Origin of the sequence: Paraburkholderia ribeironis, from assembly GCF_900019265.1 — a bacterium.
Classification (GTDB): domain Bacteria; phylum Pseudomonadota; class Gammaproteobacteria; order Burkholderiales; family Burkholderiaceae; genus Paraburkholderia; species Paraburkholderia ribeironis.
In genome coordinates, this window is sequence record NZ_CYGX02000018.1 from 34,820 (window position 1) to 60,333 (window position 25,514).

Below are 25,514 nucleotides of genomic sequence, written 5' to 3' on the forward strand. Positions count from 1 at the left end.
CGGGCCCATCAACCGATGCATTCTCGACAAGGAGAATTCTCATGAATCGACTGATCGCTTTGCTTCTCATTGCAGGCACAGCCGCACTCGCCGGCTGCAACACGATGGCCGGTGCTGGCGAGGATATTTCGAAGGGTGGGCACGCCATCACGAACTCGGCCGAAAAGGCCAAATAGGTTAGCTACGAGGTCAATCAAGAGATCAACTACGAGATCGGCTACGGGTTCATCGACCGGCGCGCGCCTCGCGGCGCGCAACACGCCGGCTATCGACAGCCCGTCGCGGCAATCCGCGGCGGGCTTTTTTATGGGCGGTGCGAGCCCCTCAAGCGAGCCGCTCCTTGCGGTAGTCGAACCAGAACGACAAACCCACACTCGCCAGTATCACGACGGTCGCGAGCACGGTCGAGCGTGTGACCGGCTCGCCGAGCAGCAGCGCGCCAAGCGCCACCGCGACCACCGGATTCACATACATGCAGCTGCTCGCGATGATCGGACTCGTATGGCGAATCAGGTAACCGTACGCGACATACGCGGCCATCGTGCCGATCAGCATCAGGTAGATAAACGCGAGCACGGGCAGAAAGTGCACGTCGAGCATCCGTTCGCCCGAAAGCCACGCGACCAGCGTCGACATCGCGCCGCCCAGGCCGATTTGCAGCGCGGTGGATAGAAACAGGTCCGACGGCAGCTTCAGTCGTCCGGCCAGATGCGCACCGCCCGCCCAGAACAGCGCGCCGCACAGGATCGCCAGACTGCCGCCCGCCGACCCCGGCGTGCTGTCGCCGTGGCTCAGAATCGCGATGCCGGCCAGACCCAGGCCGACCGCGAACCATTCACCGCGGCCGATCTTGCGTCCCGCGACGGCGGCGATCACCGTCGCGAACAGCGGCACGGTCGCGACCATCACGGCCGCGGTGCCGGTGCCGACGGTCCGCATCCCGTAGGCGAGCATGCCGCTCGACAGCCCCACCAGCATCGTGCCGACCAGCCCGGCATTGCGAATCTCGGCGACGCTCGGCCAGACCGGCTTGCGGCGCACCGCGAAGACGAGCAGCCCCATGCCGGCGAACAGGTTGCGCAGCCCGGACAGCAGCAGCGGTGGAAACGAGCCGAGCGCGACGTGCACGGCGAGATACGTCGAACCCCATACGAGATAGACGACGGCGAGCGCGAGCGCGATCCGGCCGCCGCGCGACTGCGGCAAACGGATTGGGAAACCACGCGAAAAAAGACCGGGACGTTCTGGCGACATGCGTTCAACCCGCCCGCGCCACTCGAGGTGCTGCGCCCCCGCTGAAGACCCGGTGGCGGGATGGCGGACACCGCATCGGCGATGCGGTCTGATGGGCGAGGCTGGCGGGCATGTCGGTCAAACGGAGAGACGATTGATGGCCAATGGGGTCACAACGGGGCCACAACGCCGCGGCGCGCAAGATACATCTCGCCACGGCGAACACGCGTCGAAGTTCGGCGCGCATCGCATTATGCAGTAAGCGCCCACCGCGCCGCGCGAGAGAATCGTAACTTTTTGGCGTACTTGCAACAGAAAAGCCGGGGACGTATCCCCGGCTCGGCTTTATGTTTCATGCCGGACACCGGCTCGCGCGAACTACGCGCCCGGCATCGGCTGGCTGGGTCCTGGTCAGTTGGCCATCGCGCCCGACGCTTCGTGCTTCATGCCGGTCGCGTCGCCGCCCTTTTTCATCTTGTCGTGTTTCATCGTGTCCTTCTTCATCGTGTCCTTGGACATCGAATCTTTCGACATGGTGTCTTTCGACATCTCGTTGGACATCGCGCCGCTCGCCTGGGCGAACGCGGCGCCGCCGCTGGTCAGGAGGGCAACGGCGATTGCCGCGGTGGCTGCGGCGGTTGTGACGACGAGCTTTTTCATGAGGTAACTCCTTGGGTTGTGGATGAGGCAGAACCGGTGCGTGCCGGCATATTTCCGAAGCTGCCGCCGCCCGGGTCGCGCACGGACCAACGCGTGCGCCGACCCGCGCGTCAGGAGCCTCCGAACCAGTTGTAGCCCTGATCGACCCAATAGCCGCCGGGGTACGTGTTGGTGACGAACATCTCGACGATGTGCTTGGGATTCTTGTAACCGAGCTTGGTCGGCATGCGCAGCTTCATCGGGTAGCCGTATTTCGCGGGCAGGCGCTCACCGTCGTAGGTGAACGTGAGCAGCGTTTGCGGATGCAGCGCGGTCGGCATGTCGATGCTTTCGTAGTAGTCGTCGGCGCATTTGAAGCCGACGTACTTCGCGCTGGTGTCCGCGCCGATGCGCTGCAGAAAATCACCGAACGGCGTGCCGCCCCAGCGGCCGATCGCGCTCCACCCTTCCACGCAGATATGCCGTGTGATCTGCTCGGCATGCGGCAGCGCGTACAACTCGGGCAGCGTCCAGATCCGCTGGCCGGTGACGAGGCCGCTCACCTTCAGTTTGTAGTCCGAACCATCCACGACGGGTACCTCGTCGATACCGTAGTACGCGTTGAACGGAAACGGCCGGGTGAGCTGCGCTTCGGTATAGGTCGGCGCGAGTCGTGTGGGATCGAACAGCGCTGCTTGCGCGCGGTCGTTCAGGCGCGACACGGCGGTGAGAAACCGGTTCACCGAATCGTTGTCGGTCAGCGAGCAGCCGGTCAGCATCGACAGACCGCCGAGTGTCAGCAGCTGTTTGCCGAACAGGCGCCGCGACGGCATCGCGAGTTCGCGGCGGGCGTCGATCAGGATCGATTCGCGGTCGAGCTTCGGGCCGCCTGGCTGAGCGGGTCTTTCAGTGGGCTTGTTCATGATTCGGCATCCGTAACATTCTCAAAAGCATGCAGGCGGGGTTCAACGTCCGCGCAGCATCGCCAGCAGCGAGCGCGGCACGAGCGCCACCATCGCCAGATGCACGACGAGGAACGCGGCCAGCAGCGACATGGCGGCGAAGTGAACGATGCGCGCGTTGTCGTAGCCGCCCATCAGTTCACGCAGCAATGGAAACTGCACCGACTTCCAGATCGCGAGACCTGACAGCACCAGCACGATCAGATCGCAGATCACGACGAGGTAGGCGAGCTTCTGCACCGAGTTGTAGACGCGCAGATCGGCGTGCGAGAGCTTGCCGGTCAACGCGGCGATCAGATCGTGCAGCACGGCGCGCGGCGACACCGGCAGGAACTTGCGCACGAAGCGCCCGCTCGCGAGATTCAGCGTCAGATAGACGAGGCCATTGAAGACCAGCAGCCACATCGCCGCGAAGTGCCATTGCAGTGCGCCGGCGAGCCAGCCGCCAAGGGTGATGGCGGGCGGAATGTGGAACGACGGAAAGACTGGCGACGCATCGTAGATGCGCCAGCCCGACAGCATCATCACGATCGCGGCGAGTGCGTTGAGCCAATGCGTGACGCGCACCCACAGCGGATGAATCACGCCGGTCTTCGGTGTGGCCGGCGGCGCGCTGTCGCGCAGTGCATGAGGCGTTGCCATGAGACTCTCCGGTGTCGACCAGAGTTGGCGCTTTAGCGCCTACTCTGGTCCCATGCTGAGGTCTGACTGGAGTTAGCGCTTCAGCTGTCGGCCAGAGTTGGCGCTTTAGCGCTTACTCTGGTCCCATGCAAAGCACTTACTCCAGGCCCTCAGCGGTCGACCAGAGTTGGCGCTAAAGCGCCAACTCTGGTCCCATGCAAGATGATTGCTGTGATGAAGACGCTACGTAGTCGAGCGCGGTCATCGGCACGTGGCCAGCTCGGCCACCTGCAGCACGTCGCCGGTCGCGTCGTTTTCGACGAAGGCGACCACGCCGAACCGGTCCGCCGAGCCGGCAGCGTCCAGATTGGCATTGACATCGGCATCGTCGATGCGGATCGCGCGGCTGATCCGCGCATTGCCCGCGACCAGCGGCACGGGGCCGATCCATTGCCGCACGACCCGCTCGTGATGCAGTGTCGCGCCGCGGTTTTCGCCAGCGCCGACTTGCGAGCTCAGCGAGTTTTCATAGACCGCGAGGTAGGCGTTCAGCGAGCCGGCCGCCTGCGCGGCCTGGCTGCTGAATTGCGCATCGACGTCGAATGCCCGTTTCGTCTGCGGCGTCAGTTGCAGCGCGACGTGCGCCTGTGCGGGTTCGCCGGCCACCTGGTCGACGCGGCTCTGGAAGCTGTCGCGCCGCGACCAGCTGCGCAGCTCGCGGCCCGCCACGAAAACTTCCGGCGTATAGACGGTGTGGCCGCCCGCGAGCTGGGTCAGCGTCTGCTGGCGTTCGGTGAAGCGATGCTGCGAGAAGCGGTCGATCCAGCCAAGGCTGTTCCAGTAGTCGACGTGCAGCGCCAACGGCACGATGTTTTGCGTCGCGCCGCTGTCTTTCCATTGGCTCAGCCAGCGGTCGGCGGGTGGGCAGCTATCGCAGCCTTCGCTGCTGTAAAGCTCCACCAGCGCAACCCGGTGCGCCGGGCTGCGCGCACTGCAGACACCGGCGGCAGCGCTGGCAAGGCCGCTGGCGACGCCGGCGCACAGCGCCAGGACTAGCGCGAAGGCTCGGATGAAAGGCCGCGGATAGCGGCGGGTACGCGCGGATTGCATGACGTGCTCCCCTCAGGAATTGCACGTTTGTCGAACCGCGCGGCCGGTTATGACAGCCGATTTTTTACTTTTTTTAGCGACTTTTTTAGCGATACCCGGAAGGCGGATCGTGACTTCAATCGTAGCTCACGACAACCGTCATGGGGGCATCCATGTCGACCAGCGTCGGCGACAGCGATAATAGGAGATGTTGGCTCGCCGCATCGCGTGGACCGTGCGTCGCCGGTCGAATCGAGGCGCGCGCCCGCATGCTAACATTCAGCTTTCGATCGCGCCGTTTGCCGCTTTGCGGCGGCGTCACCACCTGATTCTTTTCCGGCAGCTGCCGTCTACCCCATGCACGTTCCGACCTTGCCCGCCCTCACCCGCTTGCGCTCTCGCAGCGCAACCGGTGGCGCGCCTGCGGACGCTACGCAAAGTGCGGCCGCCGAGCCGTCCCGAACGCTCCCGCTTCGCGCCGCCCGGCGCCCGACCTGACACTGCCCGCTCCATTGCCCGGGCCGCGTCGGCGGGCTCCGGGCCGATCTCATTCGCAGGCTGTTTCCTTACACGCAGATCGATTTGGAGTACCCGCCGTGACAAAGACGAAATCCTGTTATCTGACCGAACTCGATGTCGCCCGTCTCGAAAAGCATGCGAGCGCGCCCGGCGCCGACGCGAAGCTGCATGACATGCTCGACGAGGTCCTCGAACGCGCCGTGATCGTCGATTCGCGCGAAATTCCGGCCAACGTCGTCACGATGAACTCGCAAGCCACGCTAATCGACGAAGCGAGCGGCGAGCAGATGACCTGGACCGTCGTCTATCCGCCCAACGCCGACTTCGCGCACGGCCGCCTGAATGTGTTCTCGCCCGCTGGGCTCGCGCTGCTGGGCGCCAAACGCGGCGAGCGGATCCGCTTCACGCCGCCGAGCGGCACGCAGAAGGTGCTGAAGCTCGACAAGATCTTGTACCAGCCCGAAGCCGCCGACGATTTTTCGCTGTAAGCGCCCGCGAGCGGCGTCCGGCACTGCGGCGCCGCATTTCGCCTGACCACCGTGTCACGCCTCACATAGGGCATCGCCGCCGCTGTCAAGCCCGCCGTCCAACTCGCCGCGACGGGTTGCCAAGCAGCGGCCGGCCGGTGTATCGTGTGCGCTGCTAACGCGGGGGTCCTGCGTCGCACGGGGGTTGGAGGTCCGTGCCACGCGGGTGAGAAATACCCTTTGAACCTGATCTGGATAATGCCAGCGCAGGGAAGCGTGCGGATTTCGCACCCGGCTCCATCGCCTCACTTCTCGCGATTTCCGATCACTTCCGTCTCGTCTCCTGCTTAGCGGCCCCACATTGCTTGCTGGAGATAACGCATGAACGCCAATCCGAAGTTCCTTTCCGCCGACGCTCACGTCGATGAAGCTGCCGTCGCGCCGCTGCCGAATTCCCGCAAGGTCTACGTGACCGGCTCGCGCCCCGATATCCGTGTGCCGATGCGTGAAATCTCGCAGGCCGATACGCCTGACAGCTTCGGCGGCGAAAAAAATCCGCCTGTCTATGTCTACGATACGTCGGGCCCCTACTCCGATCCGGACGCGAAGATCGACATCCGCGCCGGTCTGCCGGCGTTGCGTCAGGCATGGATCGAAGAGCGCGGCGACACCGAAGCGCTCACCGGCCTGTCGAGCGACTTCAGCCGCGAGCGCGCCGCCGACCCGGCGACCGCCCAGCTGCGTTTTCCGGGCCTGCATCGCACGCCGCGTCGGGCGGTCGCCGGCAAGAACGTCTCGCAGATGCACTACGCGAAAAAAGGCATCATCACGCCGGAAATGGAGTACATCGCGATTCGCGAGAACCAGCGCCGCGCCGAGTATCTGGCGAACCTGAAGGCGAGCGGCCCGAATGGCGACAAGCTCGCCGCGATGATGGGCCGTCAGCACCCGGGCCAGGCGTTCGGCGCGAGCGCGTTCGGCCCGAACGGCCTGACCGAGATCACGCCAGAGTTCGTGCGCGAGGAAGTGGCGCGCGGCCGCGCGATCATCCCGAACAACATCAATCACCCGGAAAGCGAGCCGATGATCATCGGCCGCAACTTCCTCGTGAAGGTGAATGCGAACATTGGCAACTCGGCGGTGACCTCCTCCATCGGCGAGGAAGTCGACAAGATGACGTGGGCGATCCGCTGGGGCGGCGACACGGTGATGGATCTGTCGACCGGCAAGCACATCCACGAAACGCGCGAGTGGATCATCCGCAACAGCCCGGTGCCGATTGGTACTGTGCCGATCTATCAAGCGCTCGAAAAGGTCAACGGCAAGGCTGAAGACCTGACCTGGGAAATCTTCCGCGATACACTGATCGAGCAGGCCGAACAGGGCGTCGACTACTTCACGATTCACGCGGGCGTGCGTCTGCAATACGTGCCGCTCACCGCGAAGCGCATGACCGGCATCGTCTCGCGCGGCGGCTCGATCATGGCGAAGTGGTGTCTTGCGCATCACAAGGAGAGCTTCCTGTACGAGCACTTCGAAGACATCTGCGAAATCATGAAAGCCTATGACGTGGCCTTCTCGCTCGGCGACGGCCTGCGTCCCGGCTCGATCTACGACGCCAACGACGAGGCACAGCTCGGCGAACTGAAAACGCTCGGCGAACTCACGCAGATCGCGTGGAAGCACGACGTGCAGACGATGATCGAAGGCCCCGGCCACGTGCCGATGCAGTTGATCAAGGAGAACATGGACCTGCAACTGGAATGGTGCGACGAAGCGCCGTTCTACACGCTGGGGCCGTTGACCACCGACATCGCGCCCGGCTACGACCACATCACGTCGGGCATCGGCGCGGCGATGATCGGCTGGTTCGGCACGGCGATGCTCTGCTATGTCACGCCGAAGGAACACCTCGGACTGCCGAACAAGGACGACGTGAAGACCGGCATCATCACGTACAAGCTTGCTGCGCACGCCGCCGATCTGGCGAAGGGTCATCCGGGCGCACAGGTGCGCGACAACGCGCTGTCAAAGGCGCGCTTCGAATTCCGCTGGGAAGACCAGTTCAATCTCGGACTCGACCCGGACAAGGCGCGCGAATTCCACGACGAAACGCTGCCGAAGGATTCGGCCAAGGTCGCGCATTTCTGCTCGATGTGCGGGCCGCACTTCTGTTCGATGAAGATTACCCAGGACGTCCGCGAATTCGCCGCGCAACAGGGTGTCTCCGACGACGAAGCGCTGAAAAAAGGCATGGAAGTGAAGTCGATCGAGTTTATGAAGCAAGGCGCTGAAATTTATCAGCGGCAGTAAGGGGTGTTCGCGGACCGGTCGCCTGATCGGCGGCGCCCAGTCCGTCCCGCTCCTGCATCGCAGCATCGAAGCCCGCCACCCGGCGGGCTTTTGCATTTCCGCGGCGGCGGGCACGTCGCATGCTAGGAGAACGAAACATTTGATTACGAAACCGTCAGTCCGCTGACAAGCTTACACATCCGGATACGGACTGCCCGGCTACCATCAAAAAACAGGGAGGGGATCTCTACCCCATATCGACGACAGGCACCCACTACATAAATCGGAGTCAACATCATGAAATCGATTCGCCAACTCGGTACGCTCGCGACCATCGTTGCCCTTGTTGCGGGTCTTGCGGGATGTGAGGGCATGACCACGCGACAACGGGATACGGCAATCGGCGCGGGCGTCGGCGGCGCGGCGGGCGCGGCAATCGGCGGCAATGCGCTGTCGACGATTGGCGGCGCAGCGGCGGGCGGCATCATCGGCAATCAGGTCGGCAAGTAAGCGGGCGCGCAAGCTGGCAAATAAGCTGGCGAATAAGCGTTCGGATCGACGCGATCAGCTTGATGTGAATGCATGATTCGCGTTCGTTGATTGCTGAGACGGCGCGCAATGACGTGAAATACGCGGTTACCGTTTCGCAAGCCCATTCGCGCGGCGACGGCGTAAGCTCGAAGAGCGACGCCGCCGCGGACGGCGTCAGGTTCAACGAGGAGCGCGTCATGAAGCCCCATGTCGTCAACATCGTTCGCCCGATGAGCCCGTCGCCGCACGGCCTTTCAGATCTATCCCATGCGGGCGTCGCACTCGGCGCCAGCCTCTGTGCACTGACGTTATCCGGCTGCTACTACCCATACGGTTACTATCCGGCCGGCTACTACCCGGCCTACCCGGCGATGGCTACGCAGCAGGCCGTGCCGGTCGGGCAAGCCGATTCGACGGATGCGCAGCAGCAGGCGCAAGCGCAATCCGCGCAGCAGGACCCGTCTGCTGCGTACGCGGTTGCGGCGCCGCCGCCCGTCTACGTGGCGCCAGCTTACCCGGCCTACTATCCACCGCCCGTCTATCCCGCCTACCCTGCCTACCCTGCCTACCCCGCCTATTACGGCTATCCCGGCTTCTATGGACCGTCGATCGCTATCGGGATCGGCGGGTATTGGGGCGGCCATTGGGGACATGGCGGGGGACATCACGGACATTGAAGCGTGCAAGGCCGTTTCGTTTGCCACCTGCGTCGCCAAGCGAGGTGGCGCGAGTACGGATGCACGCCAGCGCGGCGGCGCCGTTACCCGTCGTTACCCGTCGTTACCCGTCGTTACCCGCCGTTATCGTATGACATCTCCAGCGCGCAACGCCGCGTTCCGCCCAAGGTCATGCCGCCCTGGGTCGTGCAATATGCAATACGCAAACCTTTCCCACCCAGCTTGCCCGCGCCCGTAGTTTCCCGTCTTGACGTCTCCGCCCGGCGCTCTATCCTTGGAAAGTTTCATGCAGCACCCGCTTAACTCGGCGGCGCGATTCCGATCCGTGCCACGCGTCCCGCCGATGCTCATCCGTCCTGCCAGAACGACGCGGCACCCTGCGCCGTCGCGCGTCGAATCAAACAAGACAAACAAGAAGGAGACGTGATGTTCCATCAATTGCTCACTCCGGTCGGCAATGCGCTGTTGCCGTCGTTTCTCGTCGCCGCGCTGCCGATCGTCGTCGTGTTGATCCTGCTCGGCTGGGCGCGCCGGCCGGCCTGGCAGGCATCGCTCGCGGGCCTGATCGTCGGCCTGGTGGTGGCGATCTTCGTCTGGCAGTTTCCGGTCGGGCTTGCGTTCAACTCGGTGGCCGCCGGCGTGGTGTTCGCCATCTGGCCGGTCATGTGGATCGTGTTCACGGCGATCCTGCTGTACAACATCGCGCAACGCTCGGGCCGCTTCGCCGCTTTCCGGATGTGGATGATCGACAACCTGCCGAACGACCGGCGCGTCGTGCTGGTCGTGGTCGGCTTTTCGTTCGGCGCGCTGCTCGAAGGCATTTCGGGCTTCGGCACGCCGATCGCGATCACCAGTTCGCTGTTGATCCTGCTCGGCTTTCCGACGCTCGAAGCGCTCACCTTCACGCTGATCTTCAACACCGCGCCGGTCGCGTTCGGCGCGCTCGGCGTGCCGATCACCGTACTCGGCGCGGTCACGCACCTGCCGTCCGACCTGCTCGCCAAAATGGTCGGCCGCCAGCTGCCGTTCTTCGCGCTGGCGCTGCCGTTCTACGTGATCGGCGTGTACGCGGGATTGCGCGACATGTTGCGCGTATGGCCGGTGCTGCTGGTGTCGGGCGCGAGTTTCGCGCTCACGCAGTTCGTCTCGTCGAACTACGTGAACTACAGCCTGACCGACGTGCTCTCGTCGCTGGTGTCGCTGATCCTGACGATTGCGTTCCTGCGCATCTGGAGACCGGCCGCTGATCCCCGTTTCGCGATCAACGTCGACCGGGTCGGCGAGGTGCGCGGCAAGATCCCCGGCGTCCAGGGATGGTATCCGTGGGTCATCGTGTCGGTGGTGGTGATCGTCTGGACCATCGCGCGGGTATTCACGATCGGCGACGTCAAGGTGTCGTGGCCCGGGCTCGACAAGGCCGTGTTCATCACGCTGTACAACGCGCCGTACGGCGCAATCTGGGACTTCCAGCCGCTCGCCACCGGCACCGCGATTCTGGTCGCGGCGATCATCACCGCATTCGTGGTGCGCCTGAGCCCAGGCGAATTCGGCAAGGCGATCGGCGACACCTGGGTGCAGACGCGCATCGCCATCCTGACGGTGGCGACCATCGTCGGCCTCGCGTTCCTGATGAACTACTCGGGACTCAACTACACGCTCGGCCTCGGCGTCGCGTCGGTCGGACCGTTCTTTCCGCTGGTGTCGGCGTTCCTCGGCTGGGTCGCGGTGTTCCTGTCCGGCAGCGACACGTCGGGTAACGCGCTGTTCGGCAATCTGCAGGTGGTGGCGGCCAATCAGTTGAATCTCAGCCCGGTGCTGATGGCGGCGACCAACTCCTCGGGCGGCGTGATGGGCAAGATGATCTCGCCGCAAAACATCTCGACCGGCGTCGCGACCACCGAACTCAAAGGCAAGGAAGGCGTGGTGTTCGCGAAAACCTTCAAGCATTCGATTCTGTTGACGGTGCTGCTTGGCGTGCTGGTTTGGGCGCAGCAGAATTTCCTGCAGTGGATGATCCCGCACTGACGTAGGCGTTGCTTGTTGGCGTTGCTTGTTGGCGTTGCTTGTTGGCGTTGCTTGTTGGCGTTGCTTGTTGGCGTTGCTTGTTGGCATTGCTTGCCGGCTAGCCGGCGTAGCTAGCCGGCACCTCTCACTGGACGCGGCGCGCTGACTCCGGCGCGTCGCGCCACATCGCAATTTTTCTCACATCAGCGTGAGAATTGCTCGTTTTGCGTGTACCCCTTCAGCGCTTACGATCAGCACCATCAGACGCTTCGATCCCCGACTCTTGCGGTTTCATTCCAGCCTGAAACGTTGCGCGCGATCGTCCTGCTACGATGCGCGTGCGTCTCGACTCAACCGCGCGGGACGCCACTTCGATGAAACCTCAAAACCTGCTGCAATTGCTGATTCTCGCCGCCCTGTGGGGTGCGTCGTTTCTGTTTATCCGCGTCGGCGTGACCGACTTTGGCGTGGCCCCGCTGATGGCGCTGCGTGTCGGCATCGGCGCGACGTTTCTCGCGCTCGTGCTGATCGCGCGGCGGCCGCTGCAACAGTCGGCAGCGATTCTGCGCACGCACGCCTTGCCGCTGCTGGTGGTCGGCATTCTGAATTCGGCGGCGCCGTTCTGCCTGTTCGCCTATGCGGAATTGACGCTGTCGGCGGGCGTCACCTCGGTGATCAACGCGACCACACCGCTGTGGGGGGCGCTGGTCGGCTTTCTGTGGCTGCGCGATCGTCTGAGCGCGCTGCGCACGCTCGGTCTCGTGATCGGCTTTCTCGGCGTGTTGATGCTGGTGTGGGACCAGATCGCCGCGCCGAACGGCGCGGCCGCGACCCCGCTGACCACCGCGCTCGCGGCTGCCGCAGCGCTCGGCGCGACCTTGCTGTACGGCGTCGCCGCCAATTACACCAAGCGCCATCTGACCGGTGTCGATGCGCTGACCGTTGCGACCGGCACGATGACCGGGGCGACCATCGTGCTGTTGCCGCTCGCCGTGATCTACTGGCCGGCCGCGCCGATTTCGCTGCATGCATGGGGCGCGGTGATTGCGCTCGGCGTCGCGTGTACGGGCATCGCGTACATGCTGTTCTTCCATCTGATCGCGGTGGCCGGGCCGGCGCGCGCAATCACGGTGACGTTCGTGATTCCGATCTTCGGCATTCTGTGGGGTGCGCTGTTTCTCGACGAAGGGGTGTCGGCCGGCATGCTGGAAGGCTGCGGCGTGATTCTGGTCGGCACCGCGCTCGCCACCGGCGTGATCAAGCGTTGGCCGTGGGTCGGCACGCGCCGGGCCGACACCTGAAAGCCATTTCGCGCGACGCCGTCCGGCGCCGCCGCCGTCTGTCCTGCGCTGTTTCTTGCTGTTCCGGTGGTGGGCTTTGGGCTTTGGGCTTCGGGCTTCGGGCTTCGGGCTTCGGGCATTGGGCTTGGCCCCTGGGTTTTTGGACTTTGGCCCTGCCGCCCCTGCGCCGCTGCGCCCCTGCCACCCCTGTCACCCCTGTCACCCCTGTCACCCCTGCGCCGCTGCCGCCCCCGCGCCCCTGCAGCGGCGGCCGCGGCGGCCGCGCTGCCGCTCCAACTGGTGCGCCGCGACTCACCCCGCGTACGAAAAATTAGCCCGCGCGCCGGTCGCAATAGGGCCGAACCGTCAACCTACGAGCGATAGGCCACGAGGCCACCCAGGCTGCGCCCGCCGCGCAGACCATTTCATCGTGTCAGACATCGGTTCGTCGGCGGGTGCCGGGTCGGATGGAAAACCGCAGATCGGCGACTCGCCACCAACTGGTGTCCCGGCGCGATCATAAAAAAACCGCCCGGTTCGCACCGGGCGGTTTTTCAGACAGCCGCTTTGGCTGTCAAGGCCTGCAGCATTGCGCGCCTTCAGTGCAACTGGTCGACCATCAGACTCATGATCTGCTTCGCCTGCGGGCTTTCGTCGACGTTGCCCTTGTCGTCGACCACGGCCACACGCGTCTGGTCAGACGTCAACGCGCGCACGTTCACGCGATACTGCTTCGCGACCTTTTCCTTCCTGCCGTGGAAAACCTGGTTCCAGAAGCCCTGTTCGGCCGACGACATATCCGTCGGATCGACGTAGCGCACGAAGTACAGGCCGCGGCTCAGATCGCGGTCGTCGACAGTGAAGTTGCTGCGGTCGAGCGCGAGGCCCACGCGCAGCCACGCGCGGTCGTACGGTTCGCCGAGCGTGACTTCGGTCGACGAGAACGGCGCCGCGTTGTTCGCCGAACCCGGCTCCGGCATCGGCGTTTGCGCCGACAACGCGACGTTCTGCGCCGCCGTGGCGGCCGCTGCCGACTTCGCACCCGCGCTCGCCGCATTCGGCGCCGTCTGCGCGCCAGCCGGCGACAGCGGCGCGGCGGTTTGCGTGCCGCCGTTCGTGCGCGAATCGGCCAGCGCCAGCGCCGCCATCAGGCGCTTCAGGTATTCCTGTTCGAGGGCCGGATCGTTCGGCTTGGGTTCCCACTTGCTCGATTCGTTGTTGGTGCCGGTGAGCGCCTCGCGCATGCCTTTCTGGCTGACGAACACGTAGGTGCCGCCGTTCGGCGCCGCCTCGAGACGCGTGCGGAACTTGTTGCGCTCCGAGGTCACGTAGCTGTTGCCCATTGCCTTGGACAGCGTGCTGCGGATAAAGCCGTCGTTGATCTGCGCGTGCGATTCGTTCCAGTCCGTTTCCATCACGCGCTTGTCGCGCTGGTCGACCACCAGCAGGAAGCCCTGTTCCTGCCAGAAGCGGCGGATCTGCGCCCAGGCTTCGTCGGGCGTCTTGTTGTCGATCACCAGCCAGCTTTCGGTGCCGTCGCGCTGGATATGCATGCCGGTGACCTGCGGCACCACCGCCACCGCATTGCTGTTCGACGGCGCCTGCGCCTGGACCTGCTTGAGCGTGGACAGCGAGGTTTCGCCGCCTTGCGGGGGCAGCGAGCGCTGATCGGCCGTTTCGTCGATCATGTTCGGCGGCACGGCAAGCGATACCTGCTTTGACCTGGAGTCGCTCTTGTAGTCGATTTTGGTCGGCGACGAGGTGCCGCAGCCGGCGACCAGCCCGCCTGCCATCAGCATTACTGCAAACCGCTTGGTAAGACGAAGATCAGTCATGTTCGGGGAATCCTTCCGCAACGCCACGGCAAGTTTTCCGTGGATCAACCCAACATTTTACCGGTCCCTGCGAGCCGTGTGCAAAAACTGGGGTTTGCCCGGGAATCGGGCGGCTCGCGGCGGGCCCAAAACGCGCTGTGGCCGCATCGGCGACGAGCGTGGCAAGCGCGTGGACATGTTCTTTCCTCGGACGCCGGGCTGGCGACAAGCGCTCTCGCTTCGGTGCCTGAATTCGCTACGTGAATTCACTGCCTGAACCCCGGCACATTTAACGCTTTCCAACACTTCCGAGTCGCTGCCCAGACATCCCCTACAGACTTGTCAGATCTTTGTTTTAAAAAGAATTTTTCTCGTTCACACAGCGCTTATTTTGAGATTACGTCGCGCCGCAAAAAATGCCACAACCCACGATCGGAAAAACCGGGTGCTACCTTGAAATCAAAGGTCTCAATAAAGTTTTAACGCCAGATCGGGAGGTAGGCCGCCATGTCAGCGTTGCGCTTTTCCTCACGCGTCGTCGCCTTGACGATCGCGCTTGCGGTGTCCGGTGTGAGCGCCGGCGCGCATGCTGAACTCGGCGGCGTGATGCCGGCTGAGGCCGATCCGGCTGCGGACACCGCCGCGCCGCGCACGTTGCTCAATGGCGCGCTACGCGTGCGCACGCTGACCGATGCGGGTCATACGACGATCAACGAATACGCGACCAGCACCGGCCAGATCATCGCCTACGCGTGGGAAGGCCCGACTATGCCGGATCTGCTCACGCTGCTCGGCAAGTACGCCGACTCGTACCGCACGGGAGCCGTCACGACGGCCGCGCACCGCGGCCTGCATGCGTCGCGGATCGCGCGGCCGGACGTGGTCGTCGAGTCCGGCGGCCCGATGCGCGGCTACATTGGACGCGCATGGCTGCCCGCCGCATTGCCGCCGGGTGTCACGGCCGACGACCTGCAGTAACGCAGGCGTCATCGCAACAACTCTCGACGTTCGCCCTCCACCATGAAGCCTTGCTCTCGACTCCAGATCCTGTTGCTCGTCTGCGCAGCTCTCGCCGGTTGCGGCGGCGGTGGCGGCAGCACGCCAACCGGGGCCTCGCAGACGAGCGCCGTCAGCGCACCGGCAGCGGCTACACCGCCCGCGACTGTCGCGAGTCCAGCGACTCCCAGCGCCGGCACGGCGACTGGTGCAACGACCAGCGCAACGACCGGCGTGCCGCAGTCGACCACGCCGAACGTGCAGCCGGTCTCGGTGACCAGCGCGCCCGGGCTGACGCGCAACATGTTGACGACCAGCGTCACCATTTGCCAGCCTGGCACCAGCAACTGCGCGACCGTCGACGACATTCAGGTCGACACCGGCTCGAACGGCTTGCGGATTCTTTCGTCCGCGCTGCCGGCGAGTCTTGCGCTGGCGGCCGTGCCGTCAGGCGGCGGTGTCACTGGCGAATGCGCGGTGTTCGGCAGCGGTTACGCGTGGGGGACGGTGCGCCACGCGGACGTCCGCATGGCCGGCCAGTTGGCCGAGTCGATCCCGATCCAGCTGATCGCCGATGCGACGCTGCCCGACGTGCCCGCCGACTGCGCCGGCTCCGGCCCGGCGCTGATGACGAGCGCGGGCCTGCGCGCGAACGGCATTCTCGGCGTCGGCCTGTTCACCGCCGATTGCGGCAACGGCTGTGCCAACGCCGCGCTGCCGCGCTGGTACTACCGCTGCGACGCCAGCGGCGCATGTGCGGCGAGCACGCAGGCGCTCGCGCAGCAGGTGATCAATCCGGTCAGCCGCTTCGCACTCGACAACAACGGCGTGGTGATCGATCTGCCGGCCATCGCGGATGCCGGCGCGGCCAGCGTGTCGGGATCGATGATCTTCGGCATCGACACCCAGGCGAACAACACACTCGGCGGCGCGGGGGTCATCAGGGTCAATGCGACCAATGGCTACGTGGTCACGACCGCCGCCGGGCAGACCTATGCGCAAAGCTATTTCGACAGCGGCTCGAACGGACTCTTGTTCCGCAATAGCCAGTTTCCGCAGTGCGGCTTCTGGTATTGCCCAAGTTCGACGCAAACGACGACCGCCGCAATCGTCGGCGCCGATGGCCTGTCGCGCACCGTCGCGTTCGCGATCGGCAATTCGAGCGCACTGTTCGCGTCGGCCAACAACGCGTTCAACAATCTCGCCGGGGTTGGCGCCCGCGGCTTCGGCTGGGGCTTGCCGTTCTTCTTCGGACGACGCGTCTACACAGCGATCGCATCGCGCAATACGTCGGCTGGGGCGGGGCCTTACTACGCGTTCTGAGCAAGCGGCTTGCGAACAGTTTGAGAGCGGTTTGCGAGCGGGTTGCGAGCGGTTTGAGAGCGGTTTGAGAGCGGTTTGAGAGCGGTTTGAGAGCGGGTTGTGCGTGGGTTGTGCGTGGGTTGTACGTGGTTTGTGCGCGCCCCTTCTGGCGGAAAATTCGCAAACTCATCGCCCTGGCAAATTTGATATGAGGCGGCTGCAATAATCCAAGGTTCTGGCTAACTTCTTTTTCAAGATGCTCTTCAAGTTAGTTAGTCCTGCCAATCTTGCCAGAACCGCCCGATGGAAGAACCCAGCTTTTCGCTCGATCACTTCGAGCAGCTCGTTCATACGCGCCAGCACGTCAAGGCGACAATCCAGCTGATCAACGCACTGGCGCTACTGCAACAGAAGCGCGGCAAGCTCGACGAGAGTTTTCGCGCGTCGGGCATGCTCGATCTGCCTGCGGCCGAGCAGCGCCGGCGCTTCTGCACGCGCCTCGCGAGCGCGATCTCCACCCTCTTCGCCGACCCGCATTTCACGCTGGCGCCCGCGTGCCTGCGCTTGTTGCTAACGCTGCATGAATGGATCGGCCTTGTGTTCTCGAGCACCGCGTTCGGCAACGCGGACCATGTCGCTCGCCATCTGAATCCACGTGGTCCGGAGAACGCGGCGTTTCTCGCCGGCGACCGCTTCATCGAGAAACTCTGCGTGCTCTATTCGACCGAGTCCGAACTGGAGCTCGACTTCGCCGCGCTGTGGACGCACGACAAGGTGCTCGCGGCCAGCCTCGCCCTCGTCCTGCTGGCACCGACTTTCAACGGCTCGGCGAACGCGCACCTCAAACGCGAGGCGCTGATCGGATGGCTGCCCGGCAAGCTGCGGCAGATCGACGATCTCGACGACCTGCCGACAGCATTGCTGCACAACGCCTACATGTTCTGCAGTTACGCGGACACACCGCGGCGCCACGAGATCAAGCGGGACATCAACGTGCTCGTGCGCCGCAAGCTCGATCAGTTGGGACTGACCGACCTGGCGGCGCCGCAGCCGGACGCCAGGGGGGCGCCACGCGGGCGCGGTACGCGGCGGCGCGCCCGCAAGCCGCTGATGCTGGTCGTGCTGGAATGGTTCAGCGGCGCCCATTCGATTTACCGCACGCACTCGCGCACGCTCGAAGCCGCACGCGAGCATTTCGAGGTGGTGGGCTTCGGCTTCGGCTACGCGGTCGACGACCTCGGGCGTGCGGTGTTCGACCGCTTCATCGAACTGGAAGAGCCGGAGTACATCGGCGAGTGTCTGAAGACGATTCGCGACTTCGCCGCGGCCGAGCAGCCGGATGTGCTGTATATGCCGAGCGTCGGCATGTTCGTGCTGACGGTGTTCATGTCGAACCTGCGCGTCGCGCCGCTGCAGATCGCCGGTCTCGGCCACCCGGCCACCACGCATTCCGACCGGATCGACTGCATCAGCGTCGAGGAAGATTATGTCGGCAACCCAGCCTGTTTCAGCGAACGGCTGATGATGCTGCCGCAGGATGGTCAGCCGTACCGGCCGTCGGTGGCGCTGCCGGACATCGTCGCGCTGGTGCCGCCACCGCGCGAGCGGCTGCGCGTCGTGATCACCGCCAGCGCCATGAAGCTCAATCCCGGTTTTCTCGACGCGTGCCGCGAGATCGTCACGCACGCGGCGACGCCGATCGAGTTTCACTTCATGAGCGGTGTGCCGGCCGGGCTGCCGCTCGAACGGATGCGCGAGGTGATCGTGCAGGCGCTGCCGGGCGCGCTCGTGCACGGCTTTCACGATTACGCGGGCTATCTGGCGCACGTCAACCAGGCGGACCTGTTTCTGAGCCCGTTTCCGTTCGGCAATACCAACGGTATCGTCGACGCGCTCACGCTCGGCTTGCCCGGCATCTGCAAGCGCGGCCCGGAAGTGTTCGAGCGGATCGACGGGGCGCTGTTCGAGCGCGTGCAAATGCCGTCGTGGACTATCGCAGACAGTGTCGAAGCTTACATTGCCGCGGCCGTGCGAATGATCGACGCTCACGCCGAACGCACCGCGTTGCGGCAACGGCTGATCGATACACAGGCGGTGCAACGATGTTTCGAGGGGAGGCCTCAGGCGTTCGGCGAACGTGTGTTGAAGCTGCTGCGGCAGAAAAGAACGCGGCGTGTGCGGGAGGTGGTTTGAGCGCAAGCTGTCCGGTGCCACAGAAAGTGAAAACTCGCCGTCTGATTTCGTTTGGCTCTTTCAACCGTTACGTCAGGGTCGCGATGTCCTCGTGACGGAGAAAGCGAAAAGGCGCGCAGTTCGCGCCATGAAAAGTGAAAAATCACGAACGAACTCGCGCTGGCGCCGGAACGCGCGGACCGCGTTCGGGCCAAAAGGCGCCATTCACACGCATGCGATGTATGCGGAACGAACGTCCGGTTCACGCAACAGAACCGACGGCGAATATGAGTCCGGGACGTCCGTGGATGCTTTGCTTTGTCGGGTGATTTCGACGATCGCTGCTACGCCTCTCGTATCGGAACGGCGACCCGGAATCGACAAGGTGCTTCGCGAATTCCTAGTTCACACGGTAGCCTGCAATCCAGCCATGCAGCTGTTCGACTTCAGGACGGAGTGGACGCTGGTCATTGCGCATCAGGAAGTAGCCTCGACCAGGACGCACGCTCAACGAGGATAGGCGAGCCAGTCTGCCACTGCGAATTTCCGCGTCAAGAAGATAGCGAGTGCCCAACGTCACGCCTCGTCCTCGCGAGGCCGCATCGACAAGCACGTTGTAGTTGTTGCCGTACTCGGTCGCCCTCACGCGGCTCGGGTCAATGCCCAGCGACTTGAACCAGATGGACCAGTTGATCCAGTTTGGCTGGATGCGTTCGTACTCGAGAAGCACCTGCGATAGCAATGCTTCGGGACCGTCGCCGAGCAGCGGGTGACTCTCGATATAGGCAGGGCTCGCGACGGGGAATATCTCTTCCTCGAACAACAACTGCGCCGTCCAGTGGATTCGCTGACCGGGGTCATAGGCCACGACAAGGTCGACGCTGTCGTTAAACAGATCAGACGGCTGATCCGACGTGATTGTGCGAATGCTCGCCGCGAAGCTCGGATTACGGGCGCGGAAGTCCCTCATCACCTCACTCAGCCAGAAATGCGAGATCGCCGTGTTTGCGGCCACCGTCACCATACTCGCGTTCCGCTTGTCGCTGATCTCGTCCACGGCATCAGCGAGGTAATTGAACGCCGCGCTGACTTTGTTATGAAGCTGCGTTCCGCGCGGCGACAGTTGTACCCGTCGACCGACCCGTTCAAAGAGTGCAAATCCAAGCCCCTCCTCAAGCTGGCGGATCTGCTTGCTTACCGCCGCCTGTGAAACGTGAAGCTCTTCGGCAGCCCGCGTGAAATTTAACGTCCGGGCCGCGGCCTCGAAAAACATCAGGCTCGTCAGCGGCGGAAGGCGATGGCGCAGACTCTTCATAACCAGGAGTTATCAACGGACATGAGATTTCATCTGTGTACAGGGAAATTGGCAACTCGTAAAGTCTTTTCAAAGGCGAGGTGCTCGACGATTCGGAGCGTCATCTCCTGCCACACAGTTCATAACTCCAGGTTGGTATTTTTCCCATTCGGACGTCCTTATGACTACGCTAGATTGGCACCGCGAGCGCCATGATCTTTCCGATCTTCAGTCGCTCGATCAAATCTCTCCCAGTTCCGACATCGACCTCCCGTCGGTGCGGGCGTATCGCCTCGGCAGAGTTCGGGCCGAAATGCGAAAGCGGGATATCGCGGCCTTGATCATCAGCGACCCGGTGAACATCCGGTACGCCACGGGAGCGCGCAACATGCAGATTTTTTGCGCCCGTAACACGCCTTCGCGCTATCTCATCGTCACGGAAAGCCGGACGATTCTGTTCGAGTTCACGGGTTGCGAGCACCTTGCCGACGGCCTCGAGACCATCGACGAAGTTCGTTCATCGTCAACGGCCAGTTTCGTCGCGGCTGGCCCGGCCATAGTGGCGCGCGAAAAGGCATGGGCGGCCGACATGGCGGCCACGCTGACTGAACTCGTCGGTCCGAAGCCCACGGTCGGTATCGAGCGCATGAACGCGGGAGCCGCGATTGCGCTGGCGGGGCATGGCGTGCGTCTGGTGGATGCACAGGAGCCGATCGAGATGGCACGCGCCATTAAGTCGGCCGAGGAACTGAAATGCGTCATCGCTTCTCTGCGGGCAACAGAGGTCGCCGTCGGGAAGCTTCGGGACGCGATCCAGCCCGGCATGACGGAGAATGAGCTGTGGTCGGTGCTGCACCAATCGGTTATTGCTCAGGACGGCGACTACGTCGAGACGCGCTTGTTGAGCGCCGGGCGTCGAACCAACCCCTGGTTCCAGGAAACATCCAGCCATGTCATCGAACCAAACCAGCTGATCGCGCTGGACACCGATGTCGTCGGCTGTCATGGCTACTACTCCGACTTTTCCCGTACCTTCCATGCCGGGCCGGACAAGACGAGCGAGAGCCAACGCACGCTTTACAAGCTGGCTCACGAGCAGGTCCATCACAACATCGGGATCATTCGTCCGGGTATGACGTTCAGGGAGTATAGCGACAAGGCCTGGAACATCCCGGACAAATATCACGCGAATCGCTATTACCTGTCGGCGCACGGCTGCGGTATGACGGGCGAATATCCGTACCTCTACCATCACGCGGATTTCGGCGCGTCCGGCTATGACGGCGAGATCCGGCCGGGAATGACGCTATGCGTCGAGAGCTACATCGGCGAAGAGGGCGCACAGGAAGGCGTGAAGCTCGAACAGCAATTGCTCGTGACGGAGACGGGAACACGCCTGCTTTCACTTTTTCCGTTCGAAGAAACACTGCTGCGATAAGCAAGACGCTCGGCATGTGCTGGACGGTTTCAACCTTCAAAAGGAAGCGTAGAAAATGACCAAGTTGCTGGGATTGTGCAAGTGGCTGCTGCCCGTCGTCTTTCTGTTGACGGGCGCCACAGTGCGTGCAGAAGACAAGTCGATCACGATCGGCGTGAACAACTGGGCGGAGAACATCGCCGTCGCGAATATGTGGAAGGTCCTTCTCGACGAGAGGGGCATCAAGGTCCAGTTACAGAACGCGGACAAGGCGCTGATCTACAACAGCGTCGCGCAGGGGAAGATCGACCTGACCTTCGAAGTCTGGCTTCCTGCAGGCGACAAGCCTGCGTTCGACAAGGTCAAAGACAGAGTGGTGCAGATTGGGCCGTGGTTCAAGGAGGCGAATCTGGGGCTCGTGGTGCCTGACTACGTTGCAGTCGACAGCATCGACCAGCTGAATGCGAACAAAAGTCTCTTCGCTTCCAGTGGTCGCGCCAAGATCGTCGGAATCGATTCCGGCAGCAGCCTCATGCAGTTGACCGAAAAGGCGAAGACGACCTATCAGCTCGACTATGACGTTCAGTCTTCGTCAGAGTCTGCGATGGTGCTGTCGCTTGAACGAGCGATTCAGCGTAAGGAGCCTATCGTCGTGACGCTGTGGAAACCTCACTGGATCTGGTCCAAATACAAGCTCAAGTATCTGAAGGACCCGAAAGGCGCTTACGGTTCGACCGATTCTATCTATGGCATCGAGTCCCAGACGTTCAGGAAGCAGCATCCTGATGTCGAGAGGTGGTTGCAGCAATGGAAGATGGATGACAACTCGCTGGGAAGCCTGATGTCGGAAATTATCAAGCAAGGTGTGTCAAACCCCGAGAAAGGCGCAAAGGCCTGGATCGATGCGAACCGCACGCTGGTTCAGCAGTGGACGAAGTAAGCGTGCCTGACGCGCGACGGCGCGTCCCGGCGCCTCGCTCATCATTGCGCTCCAACCCAACTTTCACTCTGCATGTCCGACATGAACGCCTCCATCACGACTCCGTCCATCTCCAGAGAACGAGCGCCCGTCGGTATCGAGCACACGACTGCCGACTGGGAAACCTGGCATTGCGACAGCAACACGTTCAAGCATCGCTATGTACCGGGCGCAACCTTCTACGTCGTTAGAGGCCGGGCACGACTGACTTTCGCACACGGCGAGCAACTCGACATTGAAGCCGGAGACTTCGTCTCGATCGGCGACGGCGCGCAGGCGATGTGGGAGATCTCCGCGCCCATAGAAACGCGCTACACGTATCACGAACATCGCGGTACAGCGACAGGGGCGTGATGATGAGCGAGGCCGTGGAATTCGACTATGTAATTGGTGGAGCAGGTTCGGCAGGCTGCGTGCTCGCGCGCCGGCTCGCTGATGCCGGCAATCGGGTACTGCTGATCGAAGCGGGACCGCGTGACAACTCGTGGGTGATTCGTATGCCCGCTGGCCTGAGATCGATTTTCAAGCCGAGCTCGCGATATAACTATTGGTTCGAGACCGAGCCGCAGCGGAACCTCGGCAACCGCCGTATCCAGCAGCCACGAGGTCGCGTTCTCGGCGGTTCGTCATCCATCAACGGCATGACATGGCTGCGCGGTCATCCGCTCGACTATGAGCGCTGGGAGAAGGAAGGGGCGACCGGCTGGAGCTGGAAGGATTGCCTGCCGTACTTCCGCAAGATCGAGCGAAGCGATGTGGTCAGCGCTTACCGGGGCACCGACGGGTTCATTCACGCCCAGCGTCAGGAGCATCTCTGTCCGCTCAACCAGGCTTTTCTCGATGCGGGCGTCGAGGCTGGCTTCTCACTCACCGACGACGTAAACGGATATAGGCAGGAAGGTGTGTCGCGCTTCGAGATGAGCGTTGATCACGGCATTCGCAACAGCGCTGCATACGGGTACCTTCACTCGCGCAGGGACGACGGTAATCTTACGATCTGGACACAGAGCACACTCGAACAGATCAATCTCATCGGCAACAAGGCGACCGGGTTCAAGGTGCTGCGCGGCGGCACTGCCGTGAACGTCACTGCACGAAAGGAGACTCTGCTTTGCGCGGGTGTCTTCGGTTCCCCGCAACTGCTGATGTTGTCAGGAATCGGGCCGGGCGATCACCTCAACGAAAAAGGTATCGTCCCGAGAGTGGAGTCGCCCGGGGTCGGAGAGAATCTGCAGGATCATCTGGAATGTCACATCCAGATCGAAACCAGAGAACCAGTCTCGCTCAACCGGGAGCTGCAACTTCACCGGATGCTGTGGGCGGGCGTGCAGTGGTTCGGTTCCAAGTCGGGCATTGCGTCCGTCAACCAGTGTCATGTGGGCGCCTTTCTGAAGAGCGCACCGCACATTCCCCATCCGGACATCCAGTTCCACTTTTTTCCGGTGTTCTTCAACAAGGACTGGATACCTACGCGGCAAACAAATGGATATCGCATCGGAGTAGGTCCAATGCGCCCGACCAGTCGCGGACGTGTCCGGCTGCAGTCGAGGCATGCCGAAGACCCGCTTTCGATAGATCCGAACTACATGAACACCGACGAAGACTGGCGCGTGATGCGCGAGTCGGTACGGCTCGGTTTGCTGTTTTCACGACAGCCGGCGTTCCGTCGCTTTCATTATCGTGAAGACATGCCAGGCGTCGATGTAAGCTCAATCGCGGCCGTCGACGAGTTCATCAGGATGGACGCGTCAAGCGCTTACCACCCCTGTGGAACGTGCAAGATCGGAACGAAGCATGACGCGTCTGCCGTCGTGGGTCCTGATCTGAAAGTCAGAGGGGTAGAGCGACTGCGTGTCATCGATGCATCGGTCATGCCGTCTGTGCCGAGCGCGAACATCAACGCCGCGACCATCATGCTGGCCGAGCGGGCAAGTGACCTTGTGCTCGGACGACCAGCGATGCAAGCACAACCTCTGCAGTTCGCTGCCTGATCAATATTTGCCGAACGGTTTCGGTACGCGCGTCGGCTGATGTTCAGGTTCATCTGCCCATTACTCTCTAACGACCGCTCAAGTCTGTAAGCAGGCGGAGAACGCTCTTGCTATCAGGGCACTGCTGGGCGGCGAGCCTCTGCTGCAGACTTCACTGATGGTGATGCTGCCCATCATGATTGAAGTCACGCGACGCGGGCAGGTCGTTCTCGCGCGCAAGCCGGCGCCCTGTCTCCGTGAGAATCTCACCGGGCTGATCGTCGTCGAATCGATGCCGGAGTGTGCCGAGAAGGCCAAGCAGGAATGCAGGATAGGCGCTCGATGATGCATCTTCACTGCCTGGCGCAGCCTCATAGAGGACGGCCGGTTTGCCCGGGGTGCCTGTCTGCAACGGCTTGCGCCGCTGAACGAGCCCCTCTGCTTCCAGCTGCTTCAACTGCATGTTGATCGCGGTGCGCGTCACGGCGAGGCGCCCGCAGAGTTGTTCGACCGTCAACGATTCTCGTTGCAGCGCGCGTAAGAGGTCGTTTTTCGTGGTCACAGGGAACGGAGAGGGTCAGCAGTAGCGCCCGAGGCCCATCATGCAATGGTGCAGGCTTTTGACGTACCTGTGACCGATCGCTACCAGAGCGTCACACAACATCGTCCAGGCGAGTTGGTCGTCGAAGACACTGGACTCGGGTACACGCGATCCAAGGACGTCGTTTTGTTGACGGCGGTAAGCCGCAAGCGTACCGAGCCGCAAAAGATCGAGTTCTATCGCCTGCTGGTTGAGAACCTGCAAACGAAATGCGGCATTTCTCCGGACGACGTCATCGTGTCGATCGTCGAGAGCGACGATGCGGACTGGTCCTTCGGCCGGGGGCGTGCCCAGTTCATTACAAAGGAGCTGACATAGCGTCGGCAAGTCGGCGACGTTCGTATCACAGCGGACCATCCAGCAATTTTCGCAGCAACTGCCGCCCGAGATCCAATGCGGTCTCGGGCGAAATCGCTTTAACCTGGTGCAGCGAGGTTGTTGTCATCGGCCGGCGATGTTGCGGAGCTGAGCAGCATGTCGCGCGTGACGCTCTTCACTGCGCGCAGGGTAAGTCCGAAGAACATCGAAAGCGGTGGCGTTGATATTGCATCAATGCCTATGGCTGAATCGGGTCGAACTGGGCCGGACGTGTCGGACCGGGTTCGGCCGAGGCTGTGTAAAAACTCGTCCGATCGTCTAGACTGAATCAACCTGT

Annotated in this window: 25 protein-coding genes and 1 riboswitch; of the genes, 15 read left to right on the forward strand and 10 right to left on the reverse strand. The window is 62.9% G+C overall.

What is annotated here, in order from left to right:
- The first annotated feature begins 41 nt into the window (after positions 1–41).
- Positions 42–176 carry an entericidin A/B family lipoprotein gene (locus BN2475_RS09280; RefSeq protein WP_094779235.1) on the forward strand — a complete coding sequence of 45 codons (135 nt, stop codon included), beginning with the start codon at positions 42–44 and terminating at the stop codon, positions 174–176.
- 148 nt (positions 177–324) lie between these two features.
- Here the strand turns inward: BN2475_RS09280 and BN2475_RS09285 are convergent, their stop codons facing one another.
- The 5 genes from BN2475_RS09285 to BN2475_RS09305 all read right to left on the reverse strand — a co-directional run bounded on the left by BN2475_RS09285 (position 325) and on the right by BN2475_RS09305 (position 4,565).
- Positions 325–1,254: an EamA family transporter gene (locus BN2475_RS09285; RefSeq protein ID WP_094779236.1), complete on the reverse strand. Its 930-nt coding sequence runs from the start codon at positions 1,252–1,254 to the stop codon at positions 325–327.
- A 390-nt stretch (positions 1,255–1,644) separates the two neighbouring features.
- A complete protein-coding gene (locus tag BN2475_RS09290; protein ID WP_094779237.1) occupies positions 1,645–1,893 on the reverse strand; it encodes a pentapeptide MXKDX repeat protein in 249 nt (82 codons plus the stop codon).
- 110 nt (positions 1,894–2,003) lie between these two features.
- Positions 2,004–2,795 carry a molybdopterin-dependent oxidoreductase gene (locus tag BN2475_RS09295; protein WP_094779238.1) on the reverse strand — a complete coding sequence of 264 codons (792 nt, stop codon included), beginning with the start codon at positions 2,793–2,795 and terminating at the stop codon, positions 2,004–2,006.
- A gap of 42 nt (positions 2,796–2,837) precedes the next feature.
- Positions 2,838–3,476, reverse strand: a complete 639-nt coding sequence (locus tag BN2475_RS09300; RefSeq protein WP_094779239.1) for a cytochrome b/b6 domain-containing protein — start codon at positions 3,474–3,476, stop codon at positions 2,838–2,840.
- 240 nt (positions 3,477–3,716) lie between these two features.
- Positions 3,717–4,565 (reverse strand): DUF1223 domain-containing protein, encoded by an 849-nt coding sequence (locus BN2475_RS09305; RefSeq protein WP_094779240.1) that lies wholly within the window; start codon positions 4,563–4,565, stop codon positions 3,717–3,719.
- Positions 4,566–5,140: 575 nt separating this feature from the next.
- Here BN2475_RS09305 and BN2475_RS09315 point away from each other — a divergent pair.
- The 6 genes from BN2475_RS09315 to BN2475_RS09340 all read left to right on the forward strand — a co-directional run bounded on the left by BN2475_RS09315 (position 5,141) and on the right by BN2475_RS09340 (position 12,335).
- Complete coding sequence (locus BN2475_RS09315; protein ID WP_094779242.1) at positions 5,141–5,551, forward strand: GreA/GreB family elongation factor; 411 nt, start codon at positions 5,141–5,143, stop codon at positions 5,549–5,551.
- A gap of 151 nt (positions 5,552–5,702) precedes the next feature.
- A riboswitch (TPP riboswitch) is annotated at positions 5,703–5,821 on the forward strand.
- 90 nt (positions 5,822–5,911) lie between these two features.
- Entirely contained in the window at positions 5,912–7,843 is a 1,932-nt protein-coding gene (gene thiC, locus BN2475_RS09320) for a phosphomethylpyrimidine synthase ThiC (protein ID WP_094779243.1), read from the forward strand.
- Positions 7,844–8,119: 276 nt separating this feature from the next.
- Complete coding sequence (locus BN2475_RS09325; RefSeq protein WP_094779244.1) at positions 8,120–8,332, forward strand: glycine zipper 2TM domain-containing protein; 213 nt, start codon at positions 8,120–8,122, stop codon at positions 8,330–8,332.
- Positions 8,333–8,550: 218 nt separating this feature from the next.
- Positions 8,551–9,030, forward strand: a complete 480-nt coding sequence (locus tag BN2475_RS09330; RefSeq protein WP_094779262.1) for a hypothetical protein — start codon at positions 8,551–8,553, stop codon at positions 9,028–9,030.
- Between the two features lie 426 nt (positions 9,031–9,456).
- Complete coding sequence (locus BN2475_RS09335; RefSeq protein ID WP_094779245.1) at positions 9,457–11,055, forward strand: L-lactate permease; 1,599 nt, start codon at positions 9,457–9,459, stop codon at positions 11,053–11,055.
- Between the two features lie 353 nt (positions 11,056–11,408).
- Positions 11,409–12,335 carry a DMT family transporter gene (locus BN2475_RS09340; protein ID WP_094779263.1) on the forward strand — a complete coding sequence of 309 codons (927 nt, stop codon included), beginning with the start codon at positions 11,409–11,411 and terminating at the stop codon, positions 12,333–12,335.
- 578 nt (positions 12,336–12,913) lie between these two features.
- On the opposite strand, the gene bamC is transcribed toward BN2475_RS09340, so the two are convergent.
- On the reverse strand, positions 12,914–14,149 hold the full coding sequence (gene bamC, locus BN2475_RS09345) for an outer membrane protein assembly factor BamC (RefSeq protein WP_094779246.1): 1,236 nt from the start codon (positions 14,147–14,149) through the stop codon (positions 12,914–12,916).
- A gap of 486 nt (positions 14,150–14,635) precedes the next feature.
- Here bamC and BN2475_RS09350 point away from each other — a divergent pair, with 486 nt between their 5' ends.
- Positions 14,636–15,106: a DUF2844 domain-containing protein gene (locus tag BN2475_RS09350; RefSeq protein WP_094779247.1), complete on the forward strand. Its 471-nt coding sequence runs from the start codon at positions 14,636–14,638 to the stop codon at positions 15,104–15,106.
- 8 nt (positions 15,107–15,114) lie between these two features.
- On the opposite strand, the gene BN2475_RS35420 is transcribed toward BN2475_RS09350, so the two are convergent.
- Positions 15,115–15,450 carry a hypothetical protein gene (locus BN2475_RS35420; RefSeq protein ID WP_245841228.1) on the reverse strand — a complete coding sequence of 112 codons (336 nt, stop codon included), beginning with the start codon at positions 15,448–15,450 and terminating at the stop codon, positions 15,115–15,117.
- Between BN2475_RS35420 and BN2475_RS09355 the strand changes: the two genes are divergently transcribed.
- Together BN2475_RS09355 and BN2475_RS09360 are read left to right on the forward strand one after the other, a co-directional pair.
- Positions 15,428–16,447, forward strand: a complete 1,020-nt coding sequence (locus tag BN2475_RS09355) for a DUF3443 domain-containing protein (protein ID WP_245841230.1) — start codon at positions 15,428–15,430, stop codon at positions 16,445–16,447. The two genes, BN2475_RS35420 and BN2475_RS09355, sit on opposite strands and share 23 nt — an antisense overlap.
- Before the next feature lie 282 nt (positions 16,448–16,729).
- Positions 16,730–18,619: a glycosyl transferase family 1 gene (locus BN2475_RS09360; RefSeq protein WP_094779249.1), complete on the forward strand. Its 1,890-nt coding sequence runs from the start codon at positions 16,730–16,732 to the stop codon at positions 18,617–18,619.
- Positions 18,620–18,998: 379 nt separating this feature from the next.
- Here BN2475_RS09360 and BN2475_RS09365 read toward each other — a convergent pair whose 3' ends face one another.
- Entirely contained in the window at positions 18,999–19,913 is a 915-nt protein-coding gene (locus BN2475_RS09365; protein ID WP_094779250.1) for a LysR substrate-binding domain-containing protein, read from the reverse strand.
- A 160-nt stretch (positions 19,914–20,073) separates the two neighbouring features.
- Here BN2475_RS09365 and BN2475_RS09370 point away from each other — a divergent pair, with 160 nt between their 5' ends.
- The 4 genes from BN2475_RS09370 (at position 20,074) to BN2475_RS09385 (ending at position 24,279) form a co-directional block, all read left to right on the forward strand.
- Positions 20,074–21,330 (forward strand): M24 family metallopeptidase, encoded by a 1,257-nt coding sequence (locus BN2475_RS09370; protein WP_094779251.1) that lies wholly within the window; start codon positions 20,074–20,076, stop codon positions 21,328–21,330.
- Between the two features lie 55 nt (positions 21,331–21,385).
- On the forward strand, positions 21,386–22,249 hold the full coding sequence (locus BN2475_RS09375; RefSeq protein ID WP_094779252.1) for a glycine betaine ABC transporter substrate-binding protein: 864 nt from the start codon (positions 21,386–21,388) through the stop codon (positions 22,247–22,249).
- An 81-nt stretch (positions 22,250–22,330) separates the two neighbouring features.
- The gene (locus BN2475_RS09380; RefSeq protein ID WP_245841232.1) at positions 22,331–22,642 is read left to right on the forward strand and encodes a cupin domain-containing protein; all 312 of its coding nucleotides are present in this window, start codon (positions 22,331–22,333) and stop codon (positions 22,640–22,642) included.
- Between the two features lie 14 nt (positions 22,643–22,656).
- A complete protein-coding gene (locus BN2475_RS09385; protein WP_245841234.1) occupies positions 22,657–24,279 on the forward strand; it encodes a choline dehydrogenase in 1,623 nt (540 codons plus the stop codon).
- Positions 24,280–24,430: 151 nt separating this feature from the next.
- Here BN2475_RS09385 and BN2475_RS09390 read toward each other — a convergent pair whose 3' ends face one another.
- The gene (locus tag BN2475_RS09390) at positions 24,431–24,820 is read right to left on the reverse strand and encodes an ArsR family transcriptional regulator (RefSeq protein ID WP_094779254.1); all 390 of its coding nucleotides are present in this window, start codon (positions 24,818–24,820) and stop codon (positions 24,431–24,433) included.
- Between the two features lie 45 nt (positions 24,821–24,865).
- Between BN2475_RS09390 and BN2475_RS09395 the strand changes: the two genes are divergently transcribed.
- Positions 24,866–25,177: a tautomerase family protein gene (locus tag BN2475_RS09395; protein ID WP_094779255.1), complete on the forward strand. Its 312-nt coding sequence runs from the start codon at positions 24,866–24,868 to the stop codon at positions 25,175–25,177.
- A gap of 98 nt (positions 25,178–25,275) precedes the next feature.
- Here BN2475_RS09395 and BN2475_RS35000 read toward each other — a convergent pair.
- Positions 25,276–25,514, reverse strand: a 239-nt coding sequence (locus tag BN2475_RS35000) for a hypothetical protein (RefSeq protein ID WP_218023688.1), incomplete at its 5' end; no start/stop codon positions are given.

Coding starts and splice junctions, on each gene's coding strand:
- BN2475_RS09395 (WP_094779255.1), top strand. CDS start 24,866: ATGGTGCAGGCTTTTGACGTACCTGTGACCGATCGCTACCAGAGCGTC.
- BN2475_RS09360 (WP_094779249.1), top strand. CDS start 16,730: ATGGAAGAACCCAGCTTTTCGCTCGATCACTTCGAGCAGCTCGTTCAT.
- BN2475_RS09285 (WP_094779236.1), bottom strand. CDS start 1,254: ATGTCGCCAGAACGTCCCGGTCTTTTTTCGCGTGGTTTCCCAATCCGT.
- BN2475_RS09300 (WP_094779239.1), bottom strand. CDS start 3,476: ATGGCAACGCCTCATGCACTGCGCGACAGCGCGCCGCCGGCCACACCG.
- thiC (WP_094779243.1), top strand. CDS start 5,912: ATGAACGCCAATCCGAAGTTCCTTTCCGCCGACGCTCACGTCGATGAA.
- BN2475_RS09375 (WP_094779252.1), top strand. CDS start 21,386: ATGACCAAGTTGCTGGGATTGTGCAAGTGGCTGCTGCCCGTCGTCTTT.
- BN2475_RS09280 (WP_094779235.1), top strand. CDS start 42: ATGAATCGACTGATCGCTTTGCTTCTCATTGCAGGCACAGCCGCACTC.
- BN2475_RS09350 (WP_094779247.1), top strand. CDS start 14,636: ATGTCAGCGTTGCGCTTTTCCTCACGCGTCGTCGCCTTGACGATCGCG.
- BN2475_RS09330 (WP_094779262.1), top strand. CDS start 8,551: ATGAAGCCCCATGTCGTCAACATCGTTCGCCCGATGAGCCCGTCGCCG.
- BN2475_RS35420 (WP_245841228.1), bottom strand. CDS start 15,450: ATGGTGACGCTGGTCGTCAACATGTTGCGCGTCAGCCCGGGCGCGCTG.
- BN2475_RS09380 (WP_245841232.1), top strand. CDS start 22,331: ATGAACGCCTCCATCACGACTCCGTCCATCTCCAGAGAACGAGCGCCC.
- BN2475_RS09355 (WP_245841230.1), top strand. CDS start 15,428: ATGTTGACGACCAGCGTCACCATTTGCCAGCCTGGCACCAGCAACTGC.
- BN2475_RS09340 (WP_094779263.1), top strand. CDS start 11,409: ATGAAACCTCAAAACCTGCTGCAATTGCTGATTCTCGCCGCCCTGTGG.
- BN2475_RS09290 (WP_094779237.1), bottom strand. CDS start 1,893: ATGAAAAAGCTCGTCGTCACAACCGCCGCAGCCACCGCGGCAATCGCC.
- BN2475_RS09335 (WP_094779245.1), top strand. CDS start 9,457: ATGTTCCATCAATTGCTCACTCCGGTCGGCAATGCGCTGTTGCCGTCG.
- BN2475_RS09325 (WP_094779244.1), top strand. CDS start 8,120: ATGAAATCGATTCGCCAACTCGGTACGCTCGCGACCATCGTTGCCCTT.
- BN2475_RS09370 (WP_094779251.1), top strand. CDS start 20,074: ATGACTACGCTAGATTGGCACCGCGAGCGCCATGATCTTTCCGATCTT.
- bamC (WP_094779246.1), bottom strand. CDS start 14,149: ATGACTGATCTTCGTCTTACCAAGCGGTTTGCAGTAATGCTGATGGCA.
- BN2475_RS09295 (WP_094779238.1), bottom strand. CDS start 2,795: ATGAACAAGCCCACTGAAAGACCCGCTCAGCCAGGCGGCCCGAAGCTC.
- BN2475_RS09365 (WP_094779250.1), bottom strand. CDS start 19,913: ATGAAGAGTCTGCGCCATCGCCTTCCGCCGCTGACGAGCCTGATGTTT.
- BN2475_RS09305 (WP_094779240.1), bottom strand. CDS start 4,565: ATGCAATCCGCGCGTACCCGCCGCTATCCGCGGCCTTTCATCCGAGCC.